The 21166-nt window shown below is 37.1% G+C and carries 12 protein-coding genes and 1 CRISPR repeat array; of the genes, 4 read left to right on the forward strand and 8 right to left on the reverse strand.

The genetic code is table 11. The features are described 5' to 3' along the window. Positions 1-136: 136 nt before the first annotated feature. Positions 137-6604: direct repeats of the CRISPR family, unit length 33 nt; unit sequence ATTTCAATCCACTTTCTCTATACAGAGAAAGAC. Between the two features lie 160 nt (positions 6605-6764). The 7 genes from cas2 to cas3 are packed head-to-tail and all read right to left on the reverse strand — an operon-like array spanning position 6765 to position 14601. Further along, positions 6765-7055 carry a CRISPR-associated endonuclease Cas2 gene (gene cas2, locus ACIQVU_RS08795; RefSeq protein ID WP_340805570.1) on the reverse strand — a complete coding sequence of 97 codons (291 nt, stop codon included), beginning with the start codon at positions 7053-7055 and terminating at the stop codon, positions 6765-6767. 10 nt (positions 7056-7065) lie between these two features. Continuing rightward, the gene (gene cas1c, locus ACIQVU_RS08800) at positions 7066-8097 is read right to left on the reverse strand and encodes a type I-C CRISPR-associated endonuclease Cas1c (RefSeq protein WP_402895008.1); all 1032 of its coding nucleotides are present in this window, start codon (positions 8095-8097) and stop codon (positions 7066-7068) included. Then, positions 8094-8753 carry a CRISPR-associated protein Cas4 gene (gene cas4 / locus ACIQVU_RS08805; RefSeq protein WP_340805568.1) on the reverse strand — a complete coding sequence of 220 codons (660 nt, stop codon included), beginning with the start codon at positions 8751-8753 and terminating at the stop codon, positions 8094-8096. Before cas4 ends, cas1c begins: the two co-directional genes overlap by 4 nt. Next, a complete protein-coding gene (cas7c, locus tag ACIQVU_RS08810; RefSeq protein ID WP_340805567.1) occupies positions 8740-9621 on the reverse strand; it encodes a type I-C CRISPR-associated protein Cas7/Csd2 in 882 nt (293 codons plus the stop codon). Before cas7c ends, cas4 begins: the two co-directional genes overlap by 14 nt. Further along, the gene (gene cas8c / locus ACIQVU_RS08815; RefSeq protein ID WP_340805566.1) at positions 9602-11497 is read right to left on the reverse strand and encodes a type I-C CRISPR-associated protein Cas8c/Csd1; all 1896 of its coding nucleotides are present in this window, start codon (positions 11495-11497) and stop codon (positions 9602-9604) included. The genes cas7c and cas8c overlap by 20 nt, the downstream gene beginning before the upstream one ends. After that, positions 11494-12219: a type I-C CRISPR-associated protein Cas5c gene (gene cas5c / locus ACIQVU_RS08820; RefSeq protein ID WP_340805565.1), complete on the reverse strand. Its 726-nt coding sequence runs from the start codon at positions 12217-12219 to the stop codon at positions 11494-11496. Before cas5c ends, cas8c begins: the two co-directional genes overlap by 4 nt. Positions 12220-12231: 12 nt before the next feature. Further along, positions 12232-14601, reverse strand: coding sequence for a CRISPR-associated helicase Cas3' (cas3, locus tag ACIQVU_RS08825; protein ID WP_340805564.1), 2370 nt, complete (start codon positions 14599-14601; stop codon positions 12232-12234). 668 nt (positions 14602-15269) lie between these two features. Between cas3 and ACIQVU_RS08830 the strand changes: the two genes are divergently transcribed. Genes ACIQVU_RS08830 through ACIQVU_RS08840 form a run of 3 tightly spaced genes read left to right on the forward strand, consistent with a single transcriptional unit; the run spans position 15270 to position 19118 of the window. Then, the gene (locus ACIQVU_RS08830; protein WP_340805563.1) at positions 15270-15866 is read left to right on the forward strand and encodes a sigma-70 family RNA polymerase sigma factor; all 597 of its coding nucleotides are present in this window, start codon (positions 15270-15272) and stop codon (positions 15864-15866) included. Positions 15867-15918: 52 nt separating this feature from the next. Beyond that, positions 15919-16647 (forward strand): ABC transporter ATP-binding protein, encoded by a 729-nt coding sequence (locus tag ACIQVU_RS08835; RefSeq protein WP_402895147.1) that lies wholly within the window; start codon positions 15919-15921, stop codon positions 16645-16647. Further along, positions 16647-19118 (forward strand): ABC transporter permease, encoded by a 2472-nt coding sequence (locus ACIQVU_RS08840; protein WP_340805561.1) that lies wholly within the window; start codon positions 16647-16649, stop codon positions 19116-19118. Before ACIQVU_RS08835 ends, ACIQVU_RS08840 begins: the two co-directional genes overlap by 1 nt. A gap of 64 nt (positions 19119-19182) precedes the next feature. Here the strand turns inward: ACIQVU_RS08840 and ACIQVU_RS08845 are convergent, their stop codons facing one another. After that, a complete protein-coding gene (locus ACIQVU_RS08845; RefSeq protein WP_402895016.1) occupies positions 19183-19707 on the reverse strand; it encodes a tubby C-terminal domain-like protein in 525 nt (174 codons plus the stop codon). A gap of 302 nt (positions 19708-20009) precedes the next feature. On the opposite strand from ACIQVU_RS08845, the gene ACIQVU_RS08850 reads away from it, so the two are divergent. Next, positions 20010-21143: an acyltransferase gene (locus ACIQVU_RS08850; RefSeq protein ID WP_402895019.1), complete on the forward strand. Its 1134-nt coding sequence runs from the start codon at positions 20010-20012 to the stop codon at positions 21141-21143. The last annotated feature ends 23 nt before the right edge of the window (positions 21144-21166 follow it).

Raw genomic sequence — 21166 nt, forward strand, 5'->3', positions numbered from 1 at the left:
TCCGTTGGCATAGGAATGGCACCTCCTTTGAATGATACGTTTATCGTACCGGAGGTGCCAGGTCATTTATATGCGTTATTTGATTACGGGCTTACGAAAGACCGAAACCAAGCTTGTAAGTATCGAATCACAAACGATTTCAATCCACTTTCTCTATACAGAGAAAGACCTCCATGTGGCAGCCATCTACTACGTTAAGAATGATTTCAATCCACTTTCTCTATACAGAGAAAGACATTACTAAAAAATAACTACCCGGACAGGTATGTAATTTCAATCCACTTTCTCTATACAGAGAAAGACAATTTCTGACGCTTTCTTGTTCTTGAATATGCGAATTTCAATCCACTTTCTCTATACAGAGAAAGACCGCTCTGACGGCGCAAATGTTAATGTACCCGAAATTTCAATCCACTTTCTCTATACAGAGAAAGACGTAACGTCGCTGTAACGGGATGGTTCATAATGCATTTCAATCCACTTTCTCTATACAGAGAAAGACAATTACGGGTCAGGAAGAAGCTATTTATATAGCAATTTCAATCCACTTTCTCTATACAGAGAAAGACTTAAGGCGAGCTGGCGATGGGGCGAATCTTGATATTTCAATCCACTTTCTCTATACAGAGAAAGACTTGCTGTTTATGAACTAATTCGCAAAGGATTAGAATTTCAATCCACTTTCTCTATACAGAGAAAGACGACAACTGCATTGTATTTCACGTGACAAAGAAATTATTTCAATCCACTTTCTCTATACAGAGAAAGACCGTAGTTCCTACGGTTAATCGCAAGGCTTCCTTGCATTTCAATCCACTTTCTCTATACAGAGAAAGACTCGCTAACAGTTTGAAGGACGGCGTATCAAAAGTTATTTCAATCCACTTTCTCTATACAGAGAAAGACGGTCATGAAGCAGATACGCTTTTAGTAGCTGCAATTTCAATCCACTTTCTCTATACAGAGAAAGACAAATTCCTGATAAACTTTCGGATTTATTGACAATATTTCAATCCACTTTCTCTATACAGAGAAAGACAAGAGATGTTAAAAGTATCAGGTCGAGCAACGTTATTTCAATCCACTTTCTCTATACAGAGAAAGACACCTCTCTGCGGCTCTTAATAGTTGACGTCCACTATTTCAATCCACTTTCTCTATACAGAGAAAGACAGAGTTTTCACCTACGCCCCAAAAGCAAGCGCAATTTCAATCCACTTTCTCTATACAGAGAAAGACCTGGCATCCATAAATATTGCTAGCTGCCTAAAAGAATTTCAATCCACTTTCTCTATACAGAGAAAGACTGCTTTAGACGATGCTGGCGTTGCGCAAATTATATTTCAATCCACTTTCTCTATACAGAGAAAGACGGAAAGGACAAGCTTTCCGTGGATTTTGAAATTCATTTCAATCCACTTTCTCTATACAGAGAAAGACGAAAGGCGCGTTGTTACAACTACAAAGAATGATTATTTCAATCCACTTTCTCTATACAGAGAAAGACGATTCGGGATGGTTCAGCAACTACTGACCAAATATTTCAATCCACTTTCTCTATACAGAGAAAGACTGTTAGCACCGAACAATTCCTAGTGCTCTGTAAAATTTCAATCCACTTTCTCTATACAGAGAAAGACGCAATAGCTTATGTATTAGGATATGACATTGATATTTCAATCCACTTTCTCTATACAGAGAAAGACGTTGTGTGACGGTGCAGGCAAGGCAAAGGTAGATATTTCAATCCACTTTCTCTATACAGAGAAAGACACGCTGTTCTACCAACATTTTTACAATTATCATCCTATTTCAATCCACTTTCTCTATACAGAGAAAGACCATTTTTTACGCAAGCATCGGCAGGTGAATCAGATATTTCAATCCACTTTCTCTATACAGAGAAAGACAAATTGAATATCTATTAGATTAGGTGGTGCTATTATTTCAATCCACTTTCTCTATACAGAGAAAGACCTTGTAGGCTATCAACCATTCTGCTTTGTAAACGAATTTCAATCCACTTTCTCTATACAGAGAAAGACTGTAGGCTATCAACCATTCTGCTTTGTAAACGAATTTCAATCCACTTTCTCTATACAGAGAAAGACTTTAATTGATGGAAATTGCCCTAACAGCCGGGAATTTCAATCCACTTTCTCTATACAGAGAAAGACAATCAGGGGTGGGTTGATATCTTCTCTCGCAATATTTCAATCCACTTTCTCTATACAGAGAAAGACAGAACGATATCAATTAATTCGCAATAAGATCAAGATTTCAATCCACTTTCTCTATACAGAGAAAGACAAAAGGAAAAATACGAAAAAGCTTTAGTACGTCTATTTCAATCCACTTTCTCTATACAGAGAAAGACGTGCAGCAAATGTTTCTAATGGTATGACAAGAATTTCAATCCACTTTCTCTATACAGAGAAAGACTAAAAGCCCTTCAGATGCCTTTACTGATTGACTATTTCAATCCACTTTCTCTATACAGAGAAAGACTTATGTTCCAAAACCAATTAAAAAACAACGTATTATTTCAATCCACTTTCTCTATACAGAGAAAGACATTTTGTTGGGATTTAGAAACCAATGTCCGTCAAATTTCAATCCACTTTCTCTATACAGAGAAAGACACTTTCCTCTGCATTTGTTTGTTCTTGTTGTTGTATTTCAATCCACTTTCTCTATACAGAGAAAGACTGGAATGTTGCATTTTTCCCTTTAAAGCCAATAATTTCAATCCACTTTCTCTATACAGAGAAAGACCATAAATGTTTTGCCAGCTCCTAATCCTCCTTGATTTCAATCCACTTTCTCTATACAGAGAAAGACGTAAAGTCGATAACAAAAACGGTGATGTACCATATATTTCAATCCACTTTCTCTATACAGAGAAAGACTGATTACTTCGTCATCCGTTAAATCTTCGATGCCAGATTTCAATCCACTTTCTCTATACAGAGAAAGACGTTTTGATGTTGTAAAAATCAAGAACAAGTTTACTATTTCAATCCACTTTCTCTATACAGAGAAAGACGTAAAATTCCAACGCCTGTACAAATTACAAAAGATATTTCAATCCACTTTCTCTATACAGAGAAAGACACTTGCTAAATTTGCAGGCGGTACAGATTTTAATATTTCAATCCACTTTCTCTATACAGAGAAAGACTCAACAGCCCATTCGATGTCGTATTTGATTTTGTATTTCAATCCACTTTCTCTATACAGAGAAAGACGTTCATCGCAAAAGGTCGTGACATTGGAATAAACATTTCAATCCACTTTCTCTATACAGAGAAAGACGGAAACATCGAAAAAGCGGTGCTAGTTAACGAATTTCAATCCACTTTCTCTATACAGAGAAAGACGGGCGGGATGGTAGTCTATGGCGGACATAATCAAAATTTCAATCCACTTTCTCTATACAGAGAAAGACAAGGAGTAGGAGTTGTATCTGTTTGAGCAATGCATTTCAATCCACTTTCTCTATACAGAGAAAGACTTACCGACTTCGAGAGTAAAGTGCCCTGTAGATATTTCAATCCACTTTCTCTATACAGAGAAAGACTTTGTCATTGCAAGAACGCTTAGTGTCAGTAGGATTTCAATCCACTTTCTCTATACAGAGAAAGACTGTGGATGCTGGTAGTTTTGTACCTAGTTGGATGATTTCAATCCACTTTCTCTATACAGAGAAAGACCTTAACCACATTATATATTAATCAATCCCTATTGGATTTCAATCCACTTTCTCTATACAGAGAAAGACTCATCTGTGGAAGGCTGTTTTGGATTTTGTTTTATTTCAATCCACTTTCTCTATACAGAGAAAGACCTAATTGGCTTATGCTCATTGATTATTTGAGTAAATTTCAATCCACTTTCTCTATACAGAGAAAGACTGGAAACTCTTATTAAAAATTTGCCTAAAATTATTATTTCAATCCACTTTCTCTATACAGAGAAAGACGGTAATGACACTGTAGATGGCTTTGACATCGGACTAATTTCAATCCACTTTCTCTATACAGAGAAAGACAATTGCATGTCATTAGCTACATTGTTCGTAGTTATTTCAATCCACTTTCTCTATACAGAGAAAGACGTTTATGTACTGGTGGAAAAACGTCAGATGATATAATTTCAATCCACTTTCTCTATACAGAGAAAGACTGAAAATCGTCTTGACCGTAGAAACTAAATGATATTTCAATCCACTTTCTCTATACAGAGAAAGACGTTTCTACAAGCTTTGGGTCATTATCACTAGTTATATTTCAATCCACTTTCTCTATACAGAGAAAGACCATTGGGACCGAAAAGATCGATCCACGCAAACATATTTCAATCCACTTTCTCTATACAGAGAAAGACGGATGGTGATACATCTTTTAATACAGCGCTTAAAATTTCAATCCACTTTCTCTATACAGAGAAAGACTTAGTCAACCCAAATGCCCCATGTGTTGTAGCAATTTCAATCCACTTTCTCTATACAGAGAAAGACCATAGCCCATGCAGCAGTGGCAACGCTAATCCAGTATTTCAATCCACTTTCTCTATACAGAGAAAGACTTATTCTTCCAACAATATTCCATCTATAAAGAGTAATTTCAATCCACTTTCTCTATACAGAGAAAGACCTTTATTAACTTGATTTAGATTCAACATTACGAATTTCAATCCACTTTCTCTATACAGAGAAAGACAGTAAGGCATCATTTATTGATCATGATGAAATGAAATTTCAATCCACTTTCTCTATACAGAGAAAGACCTTTATAGTTTTCATCTTACAGCCTCCATTTTGATATTTCAATCCACTTTCTCTATACAGAGAAAGACAAATATCGCCACGACTTCCCATGTTCATAACAGCATTTCAATCCACTTTCTCTATACAGAGAAAGACATTTCACCACATGTTGATACACGTTCAGCTTTCTTATTTCAATCCACTTTCTCTATACAGAGAAAGACGGTAGATAAATCTTTAATTTTGGTCAAGAAATCATTTCAATCCACTTTCTCTATACAGAGAAAGACTCTAGCATGAAAACACTAGGCAAGTCGCTCGATATTTCAATCCACTTTCTCTATACAGAGAAAGACTGACCATGGCTGAGCAACCATGTTTGTAACAAAATTTCAATCCACTTTCTCTATACAGAGAAAGACGCTGCAGATTACAATACTGGAGTTAATTATAATATTTCAATCCACTTTCTCTATACAGAGAAAGACGCTAGACCAGTATTAACTCATGTAGCTTTAAAAGAATTTCAATCCACTTTCTCTATACAGAGAAAGACTTTCACGCAGACGTTTGATTTCTTGTTCTAACATCTATTTCAATCCACTTTCTCTATACAGAGAAAGACTTTTTAGCACCAGCTTTAGCAATTTCCCACGCACATTTCAATCCACTTTCTCTATACAGAGAAAGACATTCATGGTAGAGGGTGTATTTTTAGAGGGGTGTATTTCAATCCACTTTCTCTATACAGAGAAAGACAAGCTTTAGCTGAAAACATTTAAAAGTCTTTGTTGATTTCAATCCACTTTCTCTATACAGAGAAAGACCGGCTATCCTGGCAATTCCGTTACACTTTTAACAATTTCAATCCACTTTCTCTATACAGAGAAAGACGCTCCAAGTTTTCCAAACTCACGGCAAAATTTACATTTCAATCCACTTTCTCTATACAGAGAAAGACCAAAAAGTGGACAGCCCAACAAACCGAAAGCTAATCATTTCAATCCACTTTCTCTATACAGAGAAAGACGCGGACTGAGCGTAGCGAGGGAGCATAAGGAGCATTTCAATCCACTTTCTCTATACAGAGAAAGACGTGCATCAGGTGATAAATAGGGTCGAAAAATTTTTAATTTCAATCCACTTTCTCTATACAGAGAAAGACTGTTGCAGCTCCTGCTGGAAAGCAGCAGGAATCGATTTCAATCCACTTTCTCTATACAGAGAAAGACCTGTATCGAAAGTCGCTTTGCGACATCTTTGCTAATTTCAATCCACTTTCTCTATACAGAGAAAGACTACTTACATGAATTTTTCCCTGACTTCCATATAATTTCAATCCACTTTCTCTATACAGAGAAAGACATGTGGACCTTGTTTAGTCAAAACAATGGTTTGATATTTCAATCCACTTTCTCTATACAGAGAAAGACATGGTATGCATTTATTGAAAATCGCTCATTTTGCATTTCAATCCACTTTCTCTATACAGAGAAAGACAAAAGCTTTAACGTATTCATCTAAAGGTTCATAATTTCAATCCACTTTCTCTATACAGAGAAAGACAAGATGATGTACTTGTATACAGCCCAAATGATGATATTTCAATCCACTTTCTCTATACAGAGAAAGACAATTGAGCGTAATCAACGTAAAGTCAAAACAGATATTTCAATCCACTTTCTCTATACAGAGAAAGACTACGACAACACAATATATAGTGTTTTATGTATTATTTCAATCCACTTTCTCTATACAGAGAAAGACTTTTTTGCGGAGCTGGTAAGCTGTGGCAGAGTACCAATTTCAATCCACTTTCTCTATACAGAGAAAGACCGCAATATATAGTTAAAAGTATCTTTTTACAAACTATATATTGATATTATTAAAACATATTACAAAAATCTTAGGAAGAGTTTATCCTAAAATCCATTGAATGTACTAAAATTTTGCGCGAACCTCTTAGTGTTTTTATGGGCACTAGAGGTTCGCGTAATTAAAATATAAGTGGTGCTGCTACATCTATTGTTTCTTTTGCACCTATATGGATGACCTTTGAGTTATATTTATTGCCTAGGTTATAGAATCGAAGACTATCTCGTTCTGGGTCAATAATGTCTTCAAGTGCAAGCTGAAGTTGCTTGTATTGCGTAGCATCAACAACACACTCGAACACAGAATTTTGAACACGTATGCCATATTCCCCACATTTTTTGGCAACTTGACGTAAACGCTTTGCTCCACCAGATGTGCTTGTTTGCACATCATAAGTTACTAAAACTAACATAGAAATCTACCTACCTTATTAAAAATGGAGGGTATGCATCTAAATCCCCTCGTAAAAAACGGGCTAACAACAGGGCTTGTACATGTGGGACTAGTCCCCATTGGATTTTTTCTTTTAAATAAGGATGTGTTACCTGTTCTTGTTTAGCCTCTTGCCATAATTTAAAAAAGCTTCTTCTTGCATCATCCTTTAGTAAAACCGCACCATTTTCTTTCTCAATAAAATCGCTAGCTTGTATTTGTTTACGATTAATAAGCTTTAAAACAAAGCGTTCAGCAATAACAGGGCGCAATTCCTCCATTATATCTAAAGCAAGTGATGTTCGTCCTGGGCGATCTCGATGTAAAAATCCTACATAGGCATCTAAGCCTACACCTTCCAGCGCAGCAGCCGTTTCAGAGGCAAGCAAAGAATACGCTAATGATAACAATGCATTTACTCGATCCAGAGGAGGGCGTCTACTTCTACCTTTGTAATAAAAGTCCTCTTTTTGTTGTAAAATACATTCATCAAAAACACTAAAATAGGCACTAGCAGCATTACCTTCTATACCGCGTAATTCTTCTAAACTAGTTATTGAAAAAGCCAACTTTCTTGCCTGCTTTAAACGTTCAACAACTTGCGTTAGACGTTCAGTATTTACACGTAAAGCATGGTCACGTATCGTACGCTTCAAATTTTGCTCAGCATTATAAATCTTTCCAACAATCATATGACGTGCTATTGCTGCACTTTCTAACTCGTCCATTGATACTTCATACTGTTTTTTACGTAATGTTACATTGCCATTAATAGCACCTGTCAATCTTCCACGAAAACGTCCACTACTTGAAAAGAAAGTTAGACTTATATTTTGTTCCATACATGTAGCCATTAAAGCAGGACTCGCACCTTGATGACCAAACGTACAAATACCCTCAAGATTTAGTATTGGTATTTTTCCAAGCTCTTCTCCTTCTTTTAGTAAAACAAGATTTTTTCCATTTAGTGCAAGGTATACATCAGACTGAGATACATAAACTATATTTAATAATCGCTTCATTCTCGTGTCATCCTATCTATATAGGCAAGTACAGATTCTTTATTTAATAGCTCTGGTAAACAAATATGCTGTAAAGAACAACTTTTACAATGCTTTCCTGTCTTTACACGTGGTGTGTACTTGCGTTCATAATATTGATGCATCTCTTTTATCATCGCTGTTACTTTATCACGCCATTCTTCAGTAATTTCCACTATTTCTCGTCGTCTTGTTTCATGATAGTATAGTGCAGCTTCATCTATCGTTGTTTGAAGCATCTCCTCCAGACAAAGCACTTGAGCCACGAGCTGCGCAATATCAGCATCATGCTTTTTTGGCGCTCCCCTCTTATATTCAATCGGCTTCACCGCAAATTGCCCATCTTCATTGGCTAAAGTAATACCTTTTGTTGTTTTTGTAAACTCTACCATATCACAAATACCATTGATGCCTAACGTGTATGAGTGAATAGGTAGTGCTCGAACATAGATTGTATCCCCACGTTTCTCACGTACAAAAGGATCATCTGCTTTTTCATGTAAAGTATTACCTTCAACAGTAAGCACATTATCTTCCCATACTTGTTCAATATGAATCAGTGCCCATTGTCTTCGACAAAAGACAAAATGTTGTAAGCCTGACAACATTAAAAATTGTTCTTCATTATAAGCCATCATACTCTTCTGCAACTAGCCCTGATAACTCAGTGTCGTCAGCCTTAATTGAGTAATCCTTAATCGAAGGTTTATCACTATCTTGTATGCGCTCAATTTTCACGGATCGATGTACCTTAGCAGATGAATATTGTCCTAGTTTACAATTGTGCTCCCACCAAAATAATTTATTTACTTCCATACTACCATCTGGACGTGCAGAAGAAGCGTCATTTGCAAACAGGGTTCGAAGCGCTTCTTTCAATTTTTGTGCATCCTCATATGTAAAGCCTGTACGCTCTGCTAATTGTGGATTAATGCTGCCATAAAATACATATACACCAAAGTCAACTCGATGTTTCATACCCATTGTGTCAGAAGTTTTTTGACTTGGATCTTTTGTATTGGTAATGGAGTTTACGCTTTTTGTAATCTGCATGCTTGTAATATCTACTGGTTCAATGCTTGTTGCAGCATGAATAGATACAGGACCCCGAACGCTTAAGGACAGCTTATCGCCTTTGAATGCAAATACTTGTCCAAATGCGCGCACATCATACCAATGTTCACAAGCAAGTTTTTCAGCAGATGCTTCTTCTTCACTTGTTCCCTTCCCTTTTGTTAAGATTTTATTTAACTCTTCCACTGCAGCTACTCGATCACGGATACTACGATGATTATCTGTTCGTCGTTCATCCGATTGTACCAGAATAGATTCCTCTTCATCCTGTAAGCGATTACGTAACTTTCGCTTAATGGCAACATCTGATACTTCACCGTGACCGTTAAAATCCTGTCTTGGCTGGTTTCCATTTAAAGGATCGCCATTTGGATTTGCTTTATTTACTGTAAATACCACTGCAAAATCAATTTTATTCTTCAATATTGTCATTTGATACATCCTCCTTTTTTTTGTACATATCTTGGATTTGACTGCTATAGCCAAGTATAAATAATGGACTTAGTTGTTGATTATTCATTCGCTCAGGTGTAATTTGATCTTCAATTTGTTGGAGTAACATGGCATAATACTCGACATCAATTGCTTGTCTCATAAAATAAGGTTGTAGCTGGCGACGTATTACCAACCAAGTGCGAGCAGGATTTTGTATAAATGCATTGAAATAACGCGTTGCATTCGTAGATCTTCTATCCTTATCTTTTTTGCCTTTCTCACGATCTTCTAAAATTCGCTTCTCCATCACTTCTGCTACTCCTAATAGGCGACCGAATAAATAGTCACGTGTTACATTGTCCTTTTGTAATGCCATTGTGTATCCCTCCCCTTCATGTAATTTCAATACTAATGCACAGGCAACATTAAGTACCCCTTCCCAAGATTCTGTTAAATTTTTAAAGCTAGCAGGATTTTTAATGCGATTAAAAATCAATCGAATTATATCCATAGGTATAGGCTTTTTTTCTACAATACATGGCAATAAACGTGTATACAGTTGTTTTTTAATTCTCGGATCTGCTTTACTTCCATAAACAGCCTCTACAATTCGGTAAGTAGAGGGCGTTCCTTCAATGCGCAATACCTTCTTTGTTTCTTCATCTTTTATAAACTGAAGCCATTTGCATGTGTTGTGCCAATGCTCTATATTGTCTAAAAATAAATCTGTATGAAACTGTTGGTAATAAACAATCGCTAAACGTCCTGATGTAGCGGCGTCCATTGCTATTACAATAATATTTTTTACCTTGTCTTTCGTTAATTGATTTTTGTAACCCTTAATGGCTTGATGTAGGGCATCCGCTTCTATTTCAGCGGTATATTTTTTATTTGTACTAGATGAAATTAAACCAATTGAACTTTCAAACGGATCAATAATAGTAGGATTTTCAATACCAAAAGTGATGAAATAGCGCGAATCTATATACATGCTCTGCCTTTGCATCAACCATCGTAATGCATGATGTGCCTTTTGAGAAACCTCATAACCTATTTGAACAGCTTCACTTGGTTTCGCAAAACGACCCCTATATGTGTACCCTACACTGTCATTAGAAGATATTAATTTTGACATATCTCCTGCATTTCTTATACGTGCGCCATGTTGAGAGGTTAAAGCTACTTGTCGACCAGTAATATAACAAACGTCTTGTTCTTCTAAATAATGTTGATTGAAAAATGCAATATAGGCATCAAAAAGCTTTTTATCTTCCCATACAGCAGGCTCATCATATGTTGTATGTAGCACATCAAAACGAACAAAGGCATCAAGTACATCACCAGCCACTACTTGAAAAATTAATGGCTTTTCTTTATCTGTCCATTTCGTCATAATTTTATTTTGATTATCTACAAGCAATACTTTTTCTCGTACTAAGTCTGCTATTACTGTGCCCTTTTTCACATAATCATAAATTGCTTGTACACGCTGTGGCACATGCCTATCATTCACCCATAGCTGCATTTGATTAATATAATCGTTGTAATAAGCAGCACGCTTCTCATTGCCGCCAAATGCTACATAATCTCCAGCAACATAAGCTAACTTATCATGTAAGAAATGCGGTGCACTCGCGCTTGTTCGATTAGCAGAGGCTAGTGTAACGGGGACTATTGTTCTTGCATGCTCTTTATGAACAACCTTTGCCTCAATAAAGTTACCTTCTGGACTAAGAAGAATTTCAATTTGTGCGTTTTGCATCATATGAGATACAGGTAATAATGTAATACGTTGTTGGTATCTTTCTTCAAATTCCCCAACATATTTTTCGTTATTACTATAGACTTGTTCTAATTGTTGCATCCAGTTCATCGATTCACCTCCTTAAAAATCTCTTCATATTCATCATCGACACTTTTAAGGTTGACATTTTCCTCAAAAGGCTTCACAGAGCCTTTTCTAATCAAACGTATAATTTCACAATCTTCTGGTCGAACAAACTGAACTTTCCCATCTCTCATTGTAGGACTCCAAATTCTAGCTTGAAGCTCTTCCGTACTATTTTCATCAGGGTATGTAAAGCCATGGAACATTGGTCCAAAGCTAATTTCCCCATAGTTATCATAAAACCCGCTACCACTGTCAAACTCGCAATATTCTACATAACCTTGACATTCACGCGTTCCCAAGTAAATATCACGCCGCCCCCCTCGTTTTACACAGCGTTTAGCAATATTATGATGCTTCTCTTCGTTTCGATCATATGCTAAATCAGGGCGGTTTTCATTGAATTCAAAGTGAGCTCGTACATGATATACTGGCTCTCTTAAATACGTATAGTAAGCTAAATCATTGGAATCATCTTGATACTTTATTGGGCGAACCCCTTTTACTTCTGTTTGAATCGCATTCATAACACGTACTTCATCAATATACCAAGTAATTGTTGGCTTCCAATATATAGATTCTGTAATTCCCTTTAATGCTTGATATGTTGGAATCTGATAGGTAAATTTCTCACCGCCAATACGTGTAACAGGGTCTGTAAATAAAGCATATTTACCATATACTTTAAATTCAATTTGATTGCGCATCCTCTCACCTCTTTAATAAACTGAATAATCTTCCATTTTTTCTTCTCCTTTAATTGAAACGCCGAAAGCTGTGCTATATGCCTTATCATCTAAATAATAAAACGAATCATAATATAGCGGTTTTAATAAGCCTTGTTGATGAAGCAATTTGTATTCTGTGTCATATAAATTCACAGTAAACTGCTGTGCTTCCTTCAACAATTCATTAAATTTGACTAAATTCAGTTGTGGTTCATTTAAAGCAGCTATCACATCATTCCCTTTCTCAAAAGGCACAATAACAGCCTTTGTAGGTGAATCAATCGCTTGAAAATGTTGCTCTAACGTCTTAAATAATGCATAAGATAAATTCTCTCTTGCTGGCGATTGTATATCTTTTTCAAGTAACTTAATCAATTCATATTTTAATTTAGGTGGGGTTAATGTTATTTTAGTTTTTACATAATTATCGTAATGGCTAAAATAATGAGAGATTGCTTGTGGACTAAGTATATCTGTAGCATACTCGTCGTTTCGCAAAATATAGTTTGCTGTCACTTCCCCACCTACTGCGATTTCAGGGAGATTTTTTAAGCTTTCATCTTTGGCTCGTACAATATATACATCGCCCCTTTCTTGCTCATTATGACGATTACAACGTCCCGCTGCCTGTGCAATAGAATCTAAACCTGCTAAAGAGCGAACAACTGCCTCAAAGCTAATATCTACTCCAGCCTCAATCAATTGACTACTAACACAAATCACTCGTTCCTTCCCTAAACAATCATTAATTTCTTTTAATATTTTGCTTCTATGTGCAGGACACATGGATGTGCTCAAGTGATACACTTTATATTCTTGTATACATGTTAGTTCCTCATATAATTTACGTACAGCAGTTTTTGTGTTCAAAATGATTAATGTAGATTGTCTTTTTTCCATTATATTTTGTACAAACATTGCCAGCTCTTTTGAGTCATATCCCTCAGTTGTAACATGATTATGGATGGTCACACGTTCAAAGGCTTTTACTGTATCTGTAAGTTGTGGAACCATTTCAGCATTGTCCCGCAATTCAATAGCATATTTCATTGTGCCAACAGTTGGCTGTGTAGCTGTACATAAAACTACACTGCTATTTCCGATATGATGCAAAAAATTCAGTGCTGTATTAAATAAACTAAAATGTTTATATGGAACCGATTGTACTTCATCAAAAATAATGACGGCATTCGTTAAATTATGTAATCTTCTTGATTTCCTTGTTCCTTTTTGAAAGAAAGTATCTAAAAACTGTACCATTGTTGTAAATATAATAGGATAATCCCAATTATCTCGCCCTAATTGCATTTTTTTGTGATAAGGGACTCCATAAAAATCTTGCTCCTTATCAAGTTTTTCATTAATATCCTTATCATCTACTACATTTGCATGATGTTCTAAAACTGCTTGTGGCTGTTGGATGATTTTTTTCACTGCTTGTGCATTCTGCTCTAAAATCGTTGTGTAAGGTACAATATAAATAATTCGTGCTTTTTGATATTGTTTGGCATGTTTTAAAGCATAGCGCAAACTAGCAAATGTTTTGCCACCACCTGTTGGAATCGAAAGAGTATAAATTGACGAGGGTTGCATCGCTAATAAGTCGCAATTTTCAGACATCAAGGTGCGTAGTTGATTAATCGGCTCCTTATTCTTTTTCCATTCTTTAACTTGCTCCATGAGGTGTTCATAACCTTTTAAAAATACGCTTGTATAATCTGCTACTGTTGTCGATGTATTTTCTTCAAAACACCTAGTATTTGTGCGGTCAGCATCAATCAAACAACTAAAAACAAGCTTTTGTAAATAGCTAAAATAAATACTATAATGCGCTTTCGTTTTTATTTTTTCAAAAAACGTACGACATTCCTCTGTTGCTTCGTTTACTAAACGTTGTACACGCTCCTTATTGCCCTCAATCGCTTCAAAATTTTGAACGACGTTATTATAATAAGGTAAATCTTTTTTTACGACTCGTTTTATATAATCAGATATTTCTAAATCTAACTGGGCAAAGTTTTGTAACCCTGAATGGTGTGATAAAATAGCCATTCCCACCGTTTCCACAACAAGCTTTTGCGGACCATCACCAGTATAAAATCGTTCATATAAATATTTTGCACCAGCTGTAGAATGATCAATTTTCTTGCTAGCCACTTCATTATGTAAAACAGCATTCTTTAAATAAATAGTAAATTCCTCGGTAAACTTCCCTAAGTCATGTAAAAGCCCAGCAAGCTCTGCATGTGCTCCTACACCTGCTGGCTCTCCATATGCTCTGGCTAAAAGTGCCACTTCCTCTAAATGATGTTGCACTGTTTGCTCAGCATAATCCGCCTCTCGAATATGTGCTAAAAACATATGTTCCACTCCTTTTCTTTAGAATACTATAGCTATTTTAGGAAAGCAATGTATTTTTAGAATAAATTAACATAATACTAGTAAATTTCCTTTAAAAATCCCAGAGTTTTTTAAAGGCAGTTAAAATAGAAGAAGATTAATAAAAAAATAAATATCTTATAACTAAAAGGGACAATTAAATGGTAGCGTATTATCTTCTCAATCTCATTTTTTGGTACATTATATTTCTTGCTCAGGAATTTAATAGATTTTCCTGATTTAAAAGCTTGATAAATAATATATTCTTTTTTACACATTCAATTTCAACTCCTCTTTATATTATCATTTGGAGAATCTTTATAATTATTTAGCACACTAAAATTTCTTAATTTTATTTTAAATTATATTTTCTGAATTTTCAAATCAATTAGATGTATGTTATTATTAAAAAGTCGCAGGTTCAACTGCGTGGATCGAAAATCCAATTGATATTATGAAAATATGAAAACTAGAAGAAGCTCTGTCAGTAACAATACTGACGGAGCTTCTTAGTTATTAATCAAAAGCGGAAACCACGTATAACTATCAGCCTAAATCAATCAAAAATATCCTAAAACTCCACTATAACAGTAAATAAAATTTCGACGATTTTGCCAGCCATTTAAAAAAACTTGAATCGAAATAACAGCTTGCTAAGTCTAATAGTTGTAAAGGAGGCGATTTTCATTACGACAGCGCAGCAATCATTAGTAATTCTTGCTCAGCATGGCGATGAACAAGCATTTTATCAGCTCATTGAGCAGGAGCAGCATAAGCTCTATCGCATGGCATATGTCTATGTACAAAATGAAAACGACGCCGTAGAAGTTTTTCAGCAAACCATTATTCGCGCCTATGAGGGGCTGCCACAGCTCAAGGAGCCACACTATTTTTCAACATGGCTTACGCGCATTATTATTAATTGCTGTAAAACGTATATTGCGAAGAACAAGCGGGTGCAGCCTGTTGAACCACAGGCTTTAGTAGATTTAAACAGTACATCCCCTACATATATCGAGGAAGAGCTAGATTTATGGCAGGCACTTTGTCAGCTTGAGGAAAAGTATAAGACGGTGCTGCTGCTACGCTTTTATCAGGATTATTCCGTTAAGGATATTGCAGCTATTTTGCAATGTCCTGAGGGCACTGTCAAAACGCATATTCGCCGTGGTTTACAAGCATTGCGACAACAGTTAAAGGGGGCATATCTCGATGAATGGGTTCAATCCATTGAAAGAAGTCATTAATGCAATACCCATCCCTGAAGGACGTTTAACGGAGGTTTTACGTGTGGAAGGGATGTCCAAAATTTATCAGCAAAAGCAGCATACTGTAAACGCCTTAAAAAATATCCATTGCACCATTTATCAGGGGGAAATGGTGGCGATTATGGGGACAAGCGGCTCAGGGAAAAGCACCCTGCTTAATATGATTAGCGCCATTGATGAGCCAACGGACGGGGCATTATTTTTATTTGGTAAGGAAGCCTACGATATTTATCAGGAGCCAAAAGCATCGCAATTTCGCAAAGAAAATATCGGCTTTATTTTTCAATCGTTTCACTTATTAAAGGATTTATCCGTGGAGGATAATATTGCGCTGCCTCTTATTTTAAATGATGTGCCGAGCAAGGACATTAAGGTGCGTGTGCAGCACATGATGGAAGCATTAAACATCGCCGCTTGGGCAAAGCATCGACCACATGAGCTATCTGGCGGGCAAAAGCAGCGTGTCGCCATTGCGCGTGCCATTATTGCGAACCCGCCTATTTTACTGGCAGATGAGCCAACAGGTGCGCTAGATGTTCAAACAACAGATGAAATTTTAGCGCTGCTCGTCGATTTACAAAAAAAGAACCAGCAAACGATTTTGCTTGTTACCCACGACCCTTATGTAGCGACCTATGCCAATCGGGTATTGTTCTTCCATGATGGTGCGATTGTGGATTCCTATCAAAATCAGCAAAATGAAGAGGATTTAGATTGTATTTTAACGAAATTCAAGCATATTACGAGGGGGGATCGCTAATGTTTACAATGCGCAACATTGCCCTGAAGCTTTTTCGTGCTGCTTGGGCAAATGTCCTGACAAGTATTAGTATTATTACGATCTCAATCTGCCTTGTGCTGACCATGACCGTCTATATTTGGAATGCCCATGGGCAAATGAAGGCTGATATTCAAGCATTATATGGGGAAATGGATGTCATGGTTGGCTATAATCCTAATCAAGCTAAGCTATTAACAACACAGCAAATTGAGGCATTTTCCACCCTAGCAGGTGTTACACAAGTGTCCAGTATATCGTTAGCTTATACAACGGTTGAGCAAGCAACAAACACAGCCTTTTATACTGTTGGTGTCGAAAATGACGACCTTGTAAAAAGCCGCTACCATTTTGAGGTGAATCTTGGCTCGAATGATGCTATTCTTTCGGAAAATGTTGCCCGTATTTTCAATAAGCAAGTTGGGGACCCTATTCATATTCAAGGGCAGGATTTTATCGTTCGAGAAATTTTACCGGCGATCAAAGGCACTGATAGTCCGAGTTTCATCCTATTGCCCAATGATATTGTCAAAGCATGGATGAAGGATAGTCAGCCTCAAACAGCAGGAATGTTTGCGCTTATTAAAACAGATGAGGACCGTGCCAAGCTAGTAGGCGCAGAGCTGAAGCAGCTCGATCACACATTGCGTGTAGATATTATGAGTGATTATGATGTGTTTAAAAGAAATTTACAAAGCTTAATGGTTTTTATGATTGTACTATCGGTCTTTATTTTACTTATTTCAAGTGTTCTGTTGCTGTCCACCTTCCAGCTCTTATTCTATAAAATCAAAGAGCAGCTAATGATTTTACGTGCGCTCGGAGCATCCGTGAAGCAAGTTGGGCGTATTGTTAGGCTCCAATTATCATGTATGATTGCCTTTGGCGTTATGCTGGGGACGACACTGAGCCTTCTAATTATCAAGCTTTGGCTACCACAATTAATTAGCCTGCTACATTTACCAGATGCTAACACAGAGCTTCCCATTCTAGTTATACTATTAATTGCACTGTCGAGCTTCTTGATTCTTCAGGTGATGACACAATGGCAAGTAGCCAAAAGCTCCAGACTATTGCCATTACAAATCACGTCAGATAACGAAAATTTACAGCTACGTTGGACAAAATGGAAAACAATCGTGGTCAGTATAGCAGGTGTGATTGCCCTCCTATTATTCCTGCAGGCACAGCTAGTAGGCACAGGAGATGGGCAAGGCGCTTTATTTATTTTAATCGGTACACTACTCGTTTGCGGGATTTTACTGCTATTGATTCCCTATCTGTTTACAGCCATCCTTCATATGGCTTTAAAGCCGATTCGGAAGGTGCTTGGCAAAGAAGCCTATTTAGCGTGCCAGCAGCTTATGCCACAGGTACGCAAAAACATGCCGATTGTGCTCAGTATTATTGGCTTAATGGTCATTTTAACCTTTGGCAGCTCATTAATGAAAACCTTACAGCACAACGACCTTGCCTACACCGCAGCACAATACGAAACAGCTATAAAAATCAATAATGAATTAAATGATCCAACCTTTACGCCCGCAGTGTTAGCGGAAATTGAAGCGTTACCAAGCGTGCAGTATGCTTATGCACAGGGCAATAATGCGTATATTGCGCTACAGCTCGGTCAAGAGTGGCTACCAGAGAATTATACAACTACCAATATTGAGAAATTAGTACAAATGGGGAAGCTGTCAAAAGTTGAGGGCAATTTGCAGAATGGGCTTTTAGTGACCCAGAGCTTTGCAGAGCGTTATCATTTATCGGTTGGTGATCGTGTCACGGTTGGCTCCTATGATGTGGCTGCACAGCAGGATAGACCTACTGGTGAATTACAAATTATCGGCATTATTGATGCACCTATTCACCGTGCGGATTTAATTGTTGATTGGTCATCCTTCCTCACGGCTCAGGATCACACAATCATCGAGGACATTATGGTTGAAACAGCTAGCCCTGATAAAGCATTAGCTGATTTAGCTTTTTTAGAGGAGCGCTGGCCAGCCCTGAAGTTGACAGATAAAGCAACGATGCTTGAGCAATCCAATGAAATGTTCTTCCAGCGCTGGAGCCTATTTGTTGGCGTCTTTGTTATATTAATCGCGGCAACCTGCCTTGGTGTTTTGCAAACATTGCTACATGCTATTTATGGCAAGCGTGCCGATTATGCCATTCAACGATTGATTGGTCTATCACCAAACGGCTTAATCAAGCTTATCCTGACGCAAGTCCTATCATTTGTACTCTATAGCCTTGCTGTCGGCATATTTTTAGGATTAGTTTTGACGAGGATGCTAAGCTTTATTGATGAAGGCTCCCCAATATCCTATGACTTCCTGACATTAGGCATCACCAGCATCGTCTTTCTCGGAGCGACACTGATGGTCTTTACCTTACAAGGCTACTGGATTAGCCGTCAAAAGTTAACGAAGGAAATGATAGAAATCTAATAAAAACAGCCGCCTCTGCTTGTTGGAGGTGGCTGTTTTAGTATTGAATAAGGTTATTATTGAGCTATGCCCCAATAAATAGCACAGCCTGTCCAATCGCAATAAAAAATGCCTCGTGTTGAATTGGGCTATAATCCTCGATTTCGAGTGTAATCGCAAAATAGGTTTCATAAAAAGTCGCCTGCCAGCGTGCAATGGGCTCGTCATTTATGGAAAAAACAGACCAGCCCTCCATTTCCTTATTCAGCTTAATTTGCTGCTCCCCATCTGTAATCAATAAATCAGGAATCATAATTTGCCAGCCATCATAGGCAATCGTATAGTCCTTGCCTGTCACAAAGTCCTTCCCTTGAAAATGCACACGACCACGGCGCGTCACTTTTTTACACGTAAAAAGAGGCTGCTCTTGCCTATCCTTGACATCAAAGCGCACAAAATAACGATAGTCCATTGTACGGTCAAATGCTTTTTTCAGCGCATTACTATAAACACGCTGCACCGTGGACGACACCTGCCCCGCTTCATTCAAGATAGCAATCACCTCTGTTGACTCGATTGCTGCTGGCTGCTTGTATGTATATATTTTCACGACCCTCGCTCCTTCGTACCATCACTTTCCTTCCATTATCATACTACCATAAAAATAGACTAGCCAAGGTGCTCCCTTGCACTAGCCGCTCATGTTTGAAGAAGAATAAAGACATAACAAGAGCAAGGAATGTCCGTTTATGAACATCCCCATAAGCCTTTTGTTTATTTTCCCTCTATGATTCGTACAATATGTTATAATATTTTAAATTTACTGGAAGCTCTTCTAATCATAAACTGACATCTAGCTGACATAAAAGTTTTTTATACTAAGCTAGCGAAATTATTTTTGGAGATGATTGTATGAAACGAGCCCATATTTATGAATTGGATGTTACACGTGCATTGGCTATTTTAGCGGTGCTGCTGATCCATGCAACGAGTACACCTGTAACCGTGCTAACCAGTGACTCAAAGCTCTATCCGCTATATGTTGTGTTAAATATTTTCCCAAAATTTGCTGTGCCTGTGTTTATTTTTTTAAGTGGCTTTGTGTTATTTTACAACTATATACAAAAGGATTTGACAAAAGAGCTAATCGCTCGCTTTTACCAAAAAAGAGTCACGCAAATTGTTATTCCATATCTCTTTTTTTCCATCTTTTATTATGCCGCCACGCGACTTTTTCTGACGCATGATCTAGCCCTTACATGGCAGGCATTATTTAGCACCGAATTTTTGGAAAAGCTATTAATTGGCAAAGCCTATACGCATTTATATTATATTTTTATTATGGTGCAATTTTATGTAATGTTCCCGCTTATGCTCTATATTATGAAGAAAAAACCAGCCGTATTGCCCCACCTTATTTGGATTGGCTTCGTCCTACAGTGGGCATTTATTGTATTGAATGCTGAGTTTTGGCAATATCCCTATCGAGGAAGTATTGCATTCTCGTATCTTTTTTATTTTCTAGCAGGCGGATTTTTAGGTATTTATTTTGAAAAATATAAAAAGTGGCTTCAGCTAAAAAAGGGAAATTTCTCACTTGCTATTGTGCTCATTTGGCTGCTATGGCTATTTGCTACTGGCTATAATATTTATTTATATTATTTTGTGTTTTCAGCACAAACCTATTTAGCAAACAGCATTGTCTTTGAGCTTGCTTTTGAGCTGCAAGCCATTACAGCAAGCATTGTGCTATTACAGCTGTCGTTCTGGATTTATCACCAGTGGCATAGAGCCATTGTCAATAGCTTGATTAATCTAGGAGCACTATCCTTTGGTATTTATCTATTGCATCCATTTTTCCTGTTCCTTTATCGACAACTTCCTATTAGCGGCAATAGTCTAGTATTCCATTTATGGAGTGTAGGTGGCTTTGTGATTGCCTTATTTGGCACTTGGTTGGTGGTCTATATCATTGGAAAATATGTTAACTATCATTGGATTGCCTTTGGACCGATTCCAAAAGAGTTGCCATATAAAAAAAGTTGAAAGACGTCATCTGTCTTTCAACT

It is taken from the genome of Lysinibacillus sp. NPDC098008 (assembly GCF_044760715.1).
GTDB lineage: Bacteria > Bacillota > Bacilli > Bacillales_A > Planococcaceae > Lysinibacillus.

Excerpts from the sequence above, each read along its gene's own strand:
- cas2 (WP_340805570.1), bottom strand. The coding sequence starts at position 7,055 with ATGTTAGTTTTAGTAACTTATGATGTGCAAACAAGCACATCTGGTGGA.
- cas1c (WP_402895008.1), bottom strand. The coding sequence starts at position 8,097 with ATGAAGCGATTATTAAATATAGTTTATGTATCTCAGTCTGATGTATAC.
- cas4 (WP_340805568.1), bottom strand. The coding sequence starts at position 8,753 with ATGATGGCTTATAATGAAGAACAATTTTTAATGTTGTCAGGCTTACAA.
- cas7c (WP_340805567.1), bottom strand. The coding sequence starts at position 9,621 with ATGACAATATTGAAGAATAAAATTGATTTTGCAGTGGTATTTACAGTA.
- cas8c (WP_340805566.1), bottom strand. The coding sequence starts at position 11,497 with ATGAACTGGATGCAACAATTAGAACAAGTCTATAGTAATAACGAAAAA.
- cas5c (WP_340805565.1), bottom strand. The coding sequence starts at position 12,219 with ATGCGCAATCAAATTGAATTTAAAGTATATGGTAAATATGCTTTATTT.
- cas3 (WP_340805564.1), bottom strand. The coding sequence starts at position 14,601 with ATGTTTTTAGCACATATTCGAGAGGCGGATTATGCTGAGCAAACAGTG.
- ACIQVU_RS08835 (WP_402895147.1), top strand. The coding sequence starts at position 15,919 with ATGTCCAAAATTTATCAGCAAAAGCAGCATACTGTAAACGCCTTAAAA.
- ACIQVU_RS08840 (WP_340805561.1), top strand. The coding sequence starts at position 16,647 with ATGTTTACAATGCGCAACATTGCCCTGAAGCTTTTTCGTGCTGCTTGG.
- ACIQVU_RS08850 (WP_402895019.1), top strand. The coding sequence starts at position 20,010 with ATGAAACGAGCCCATATTTATGAATTGGATGTTACACGTGCATTGGCT.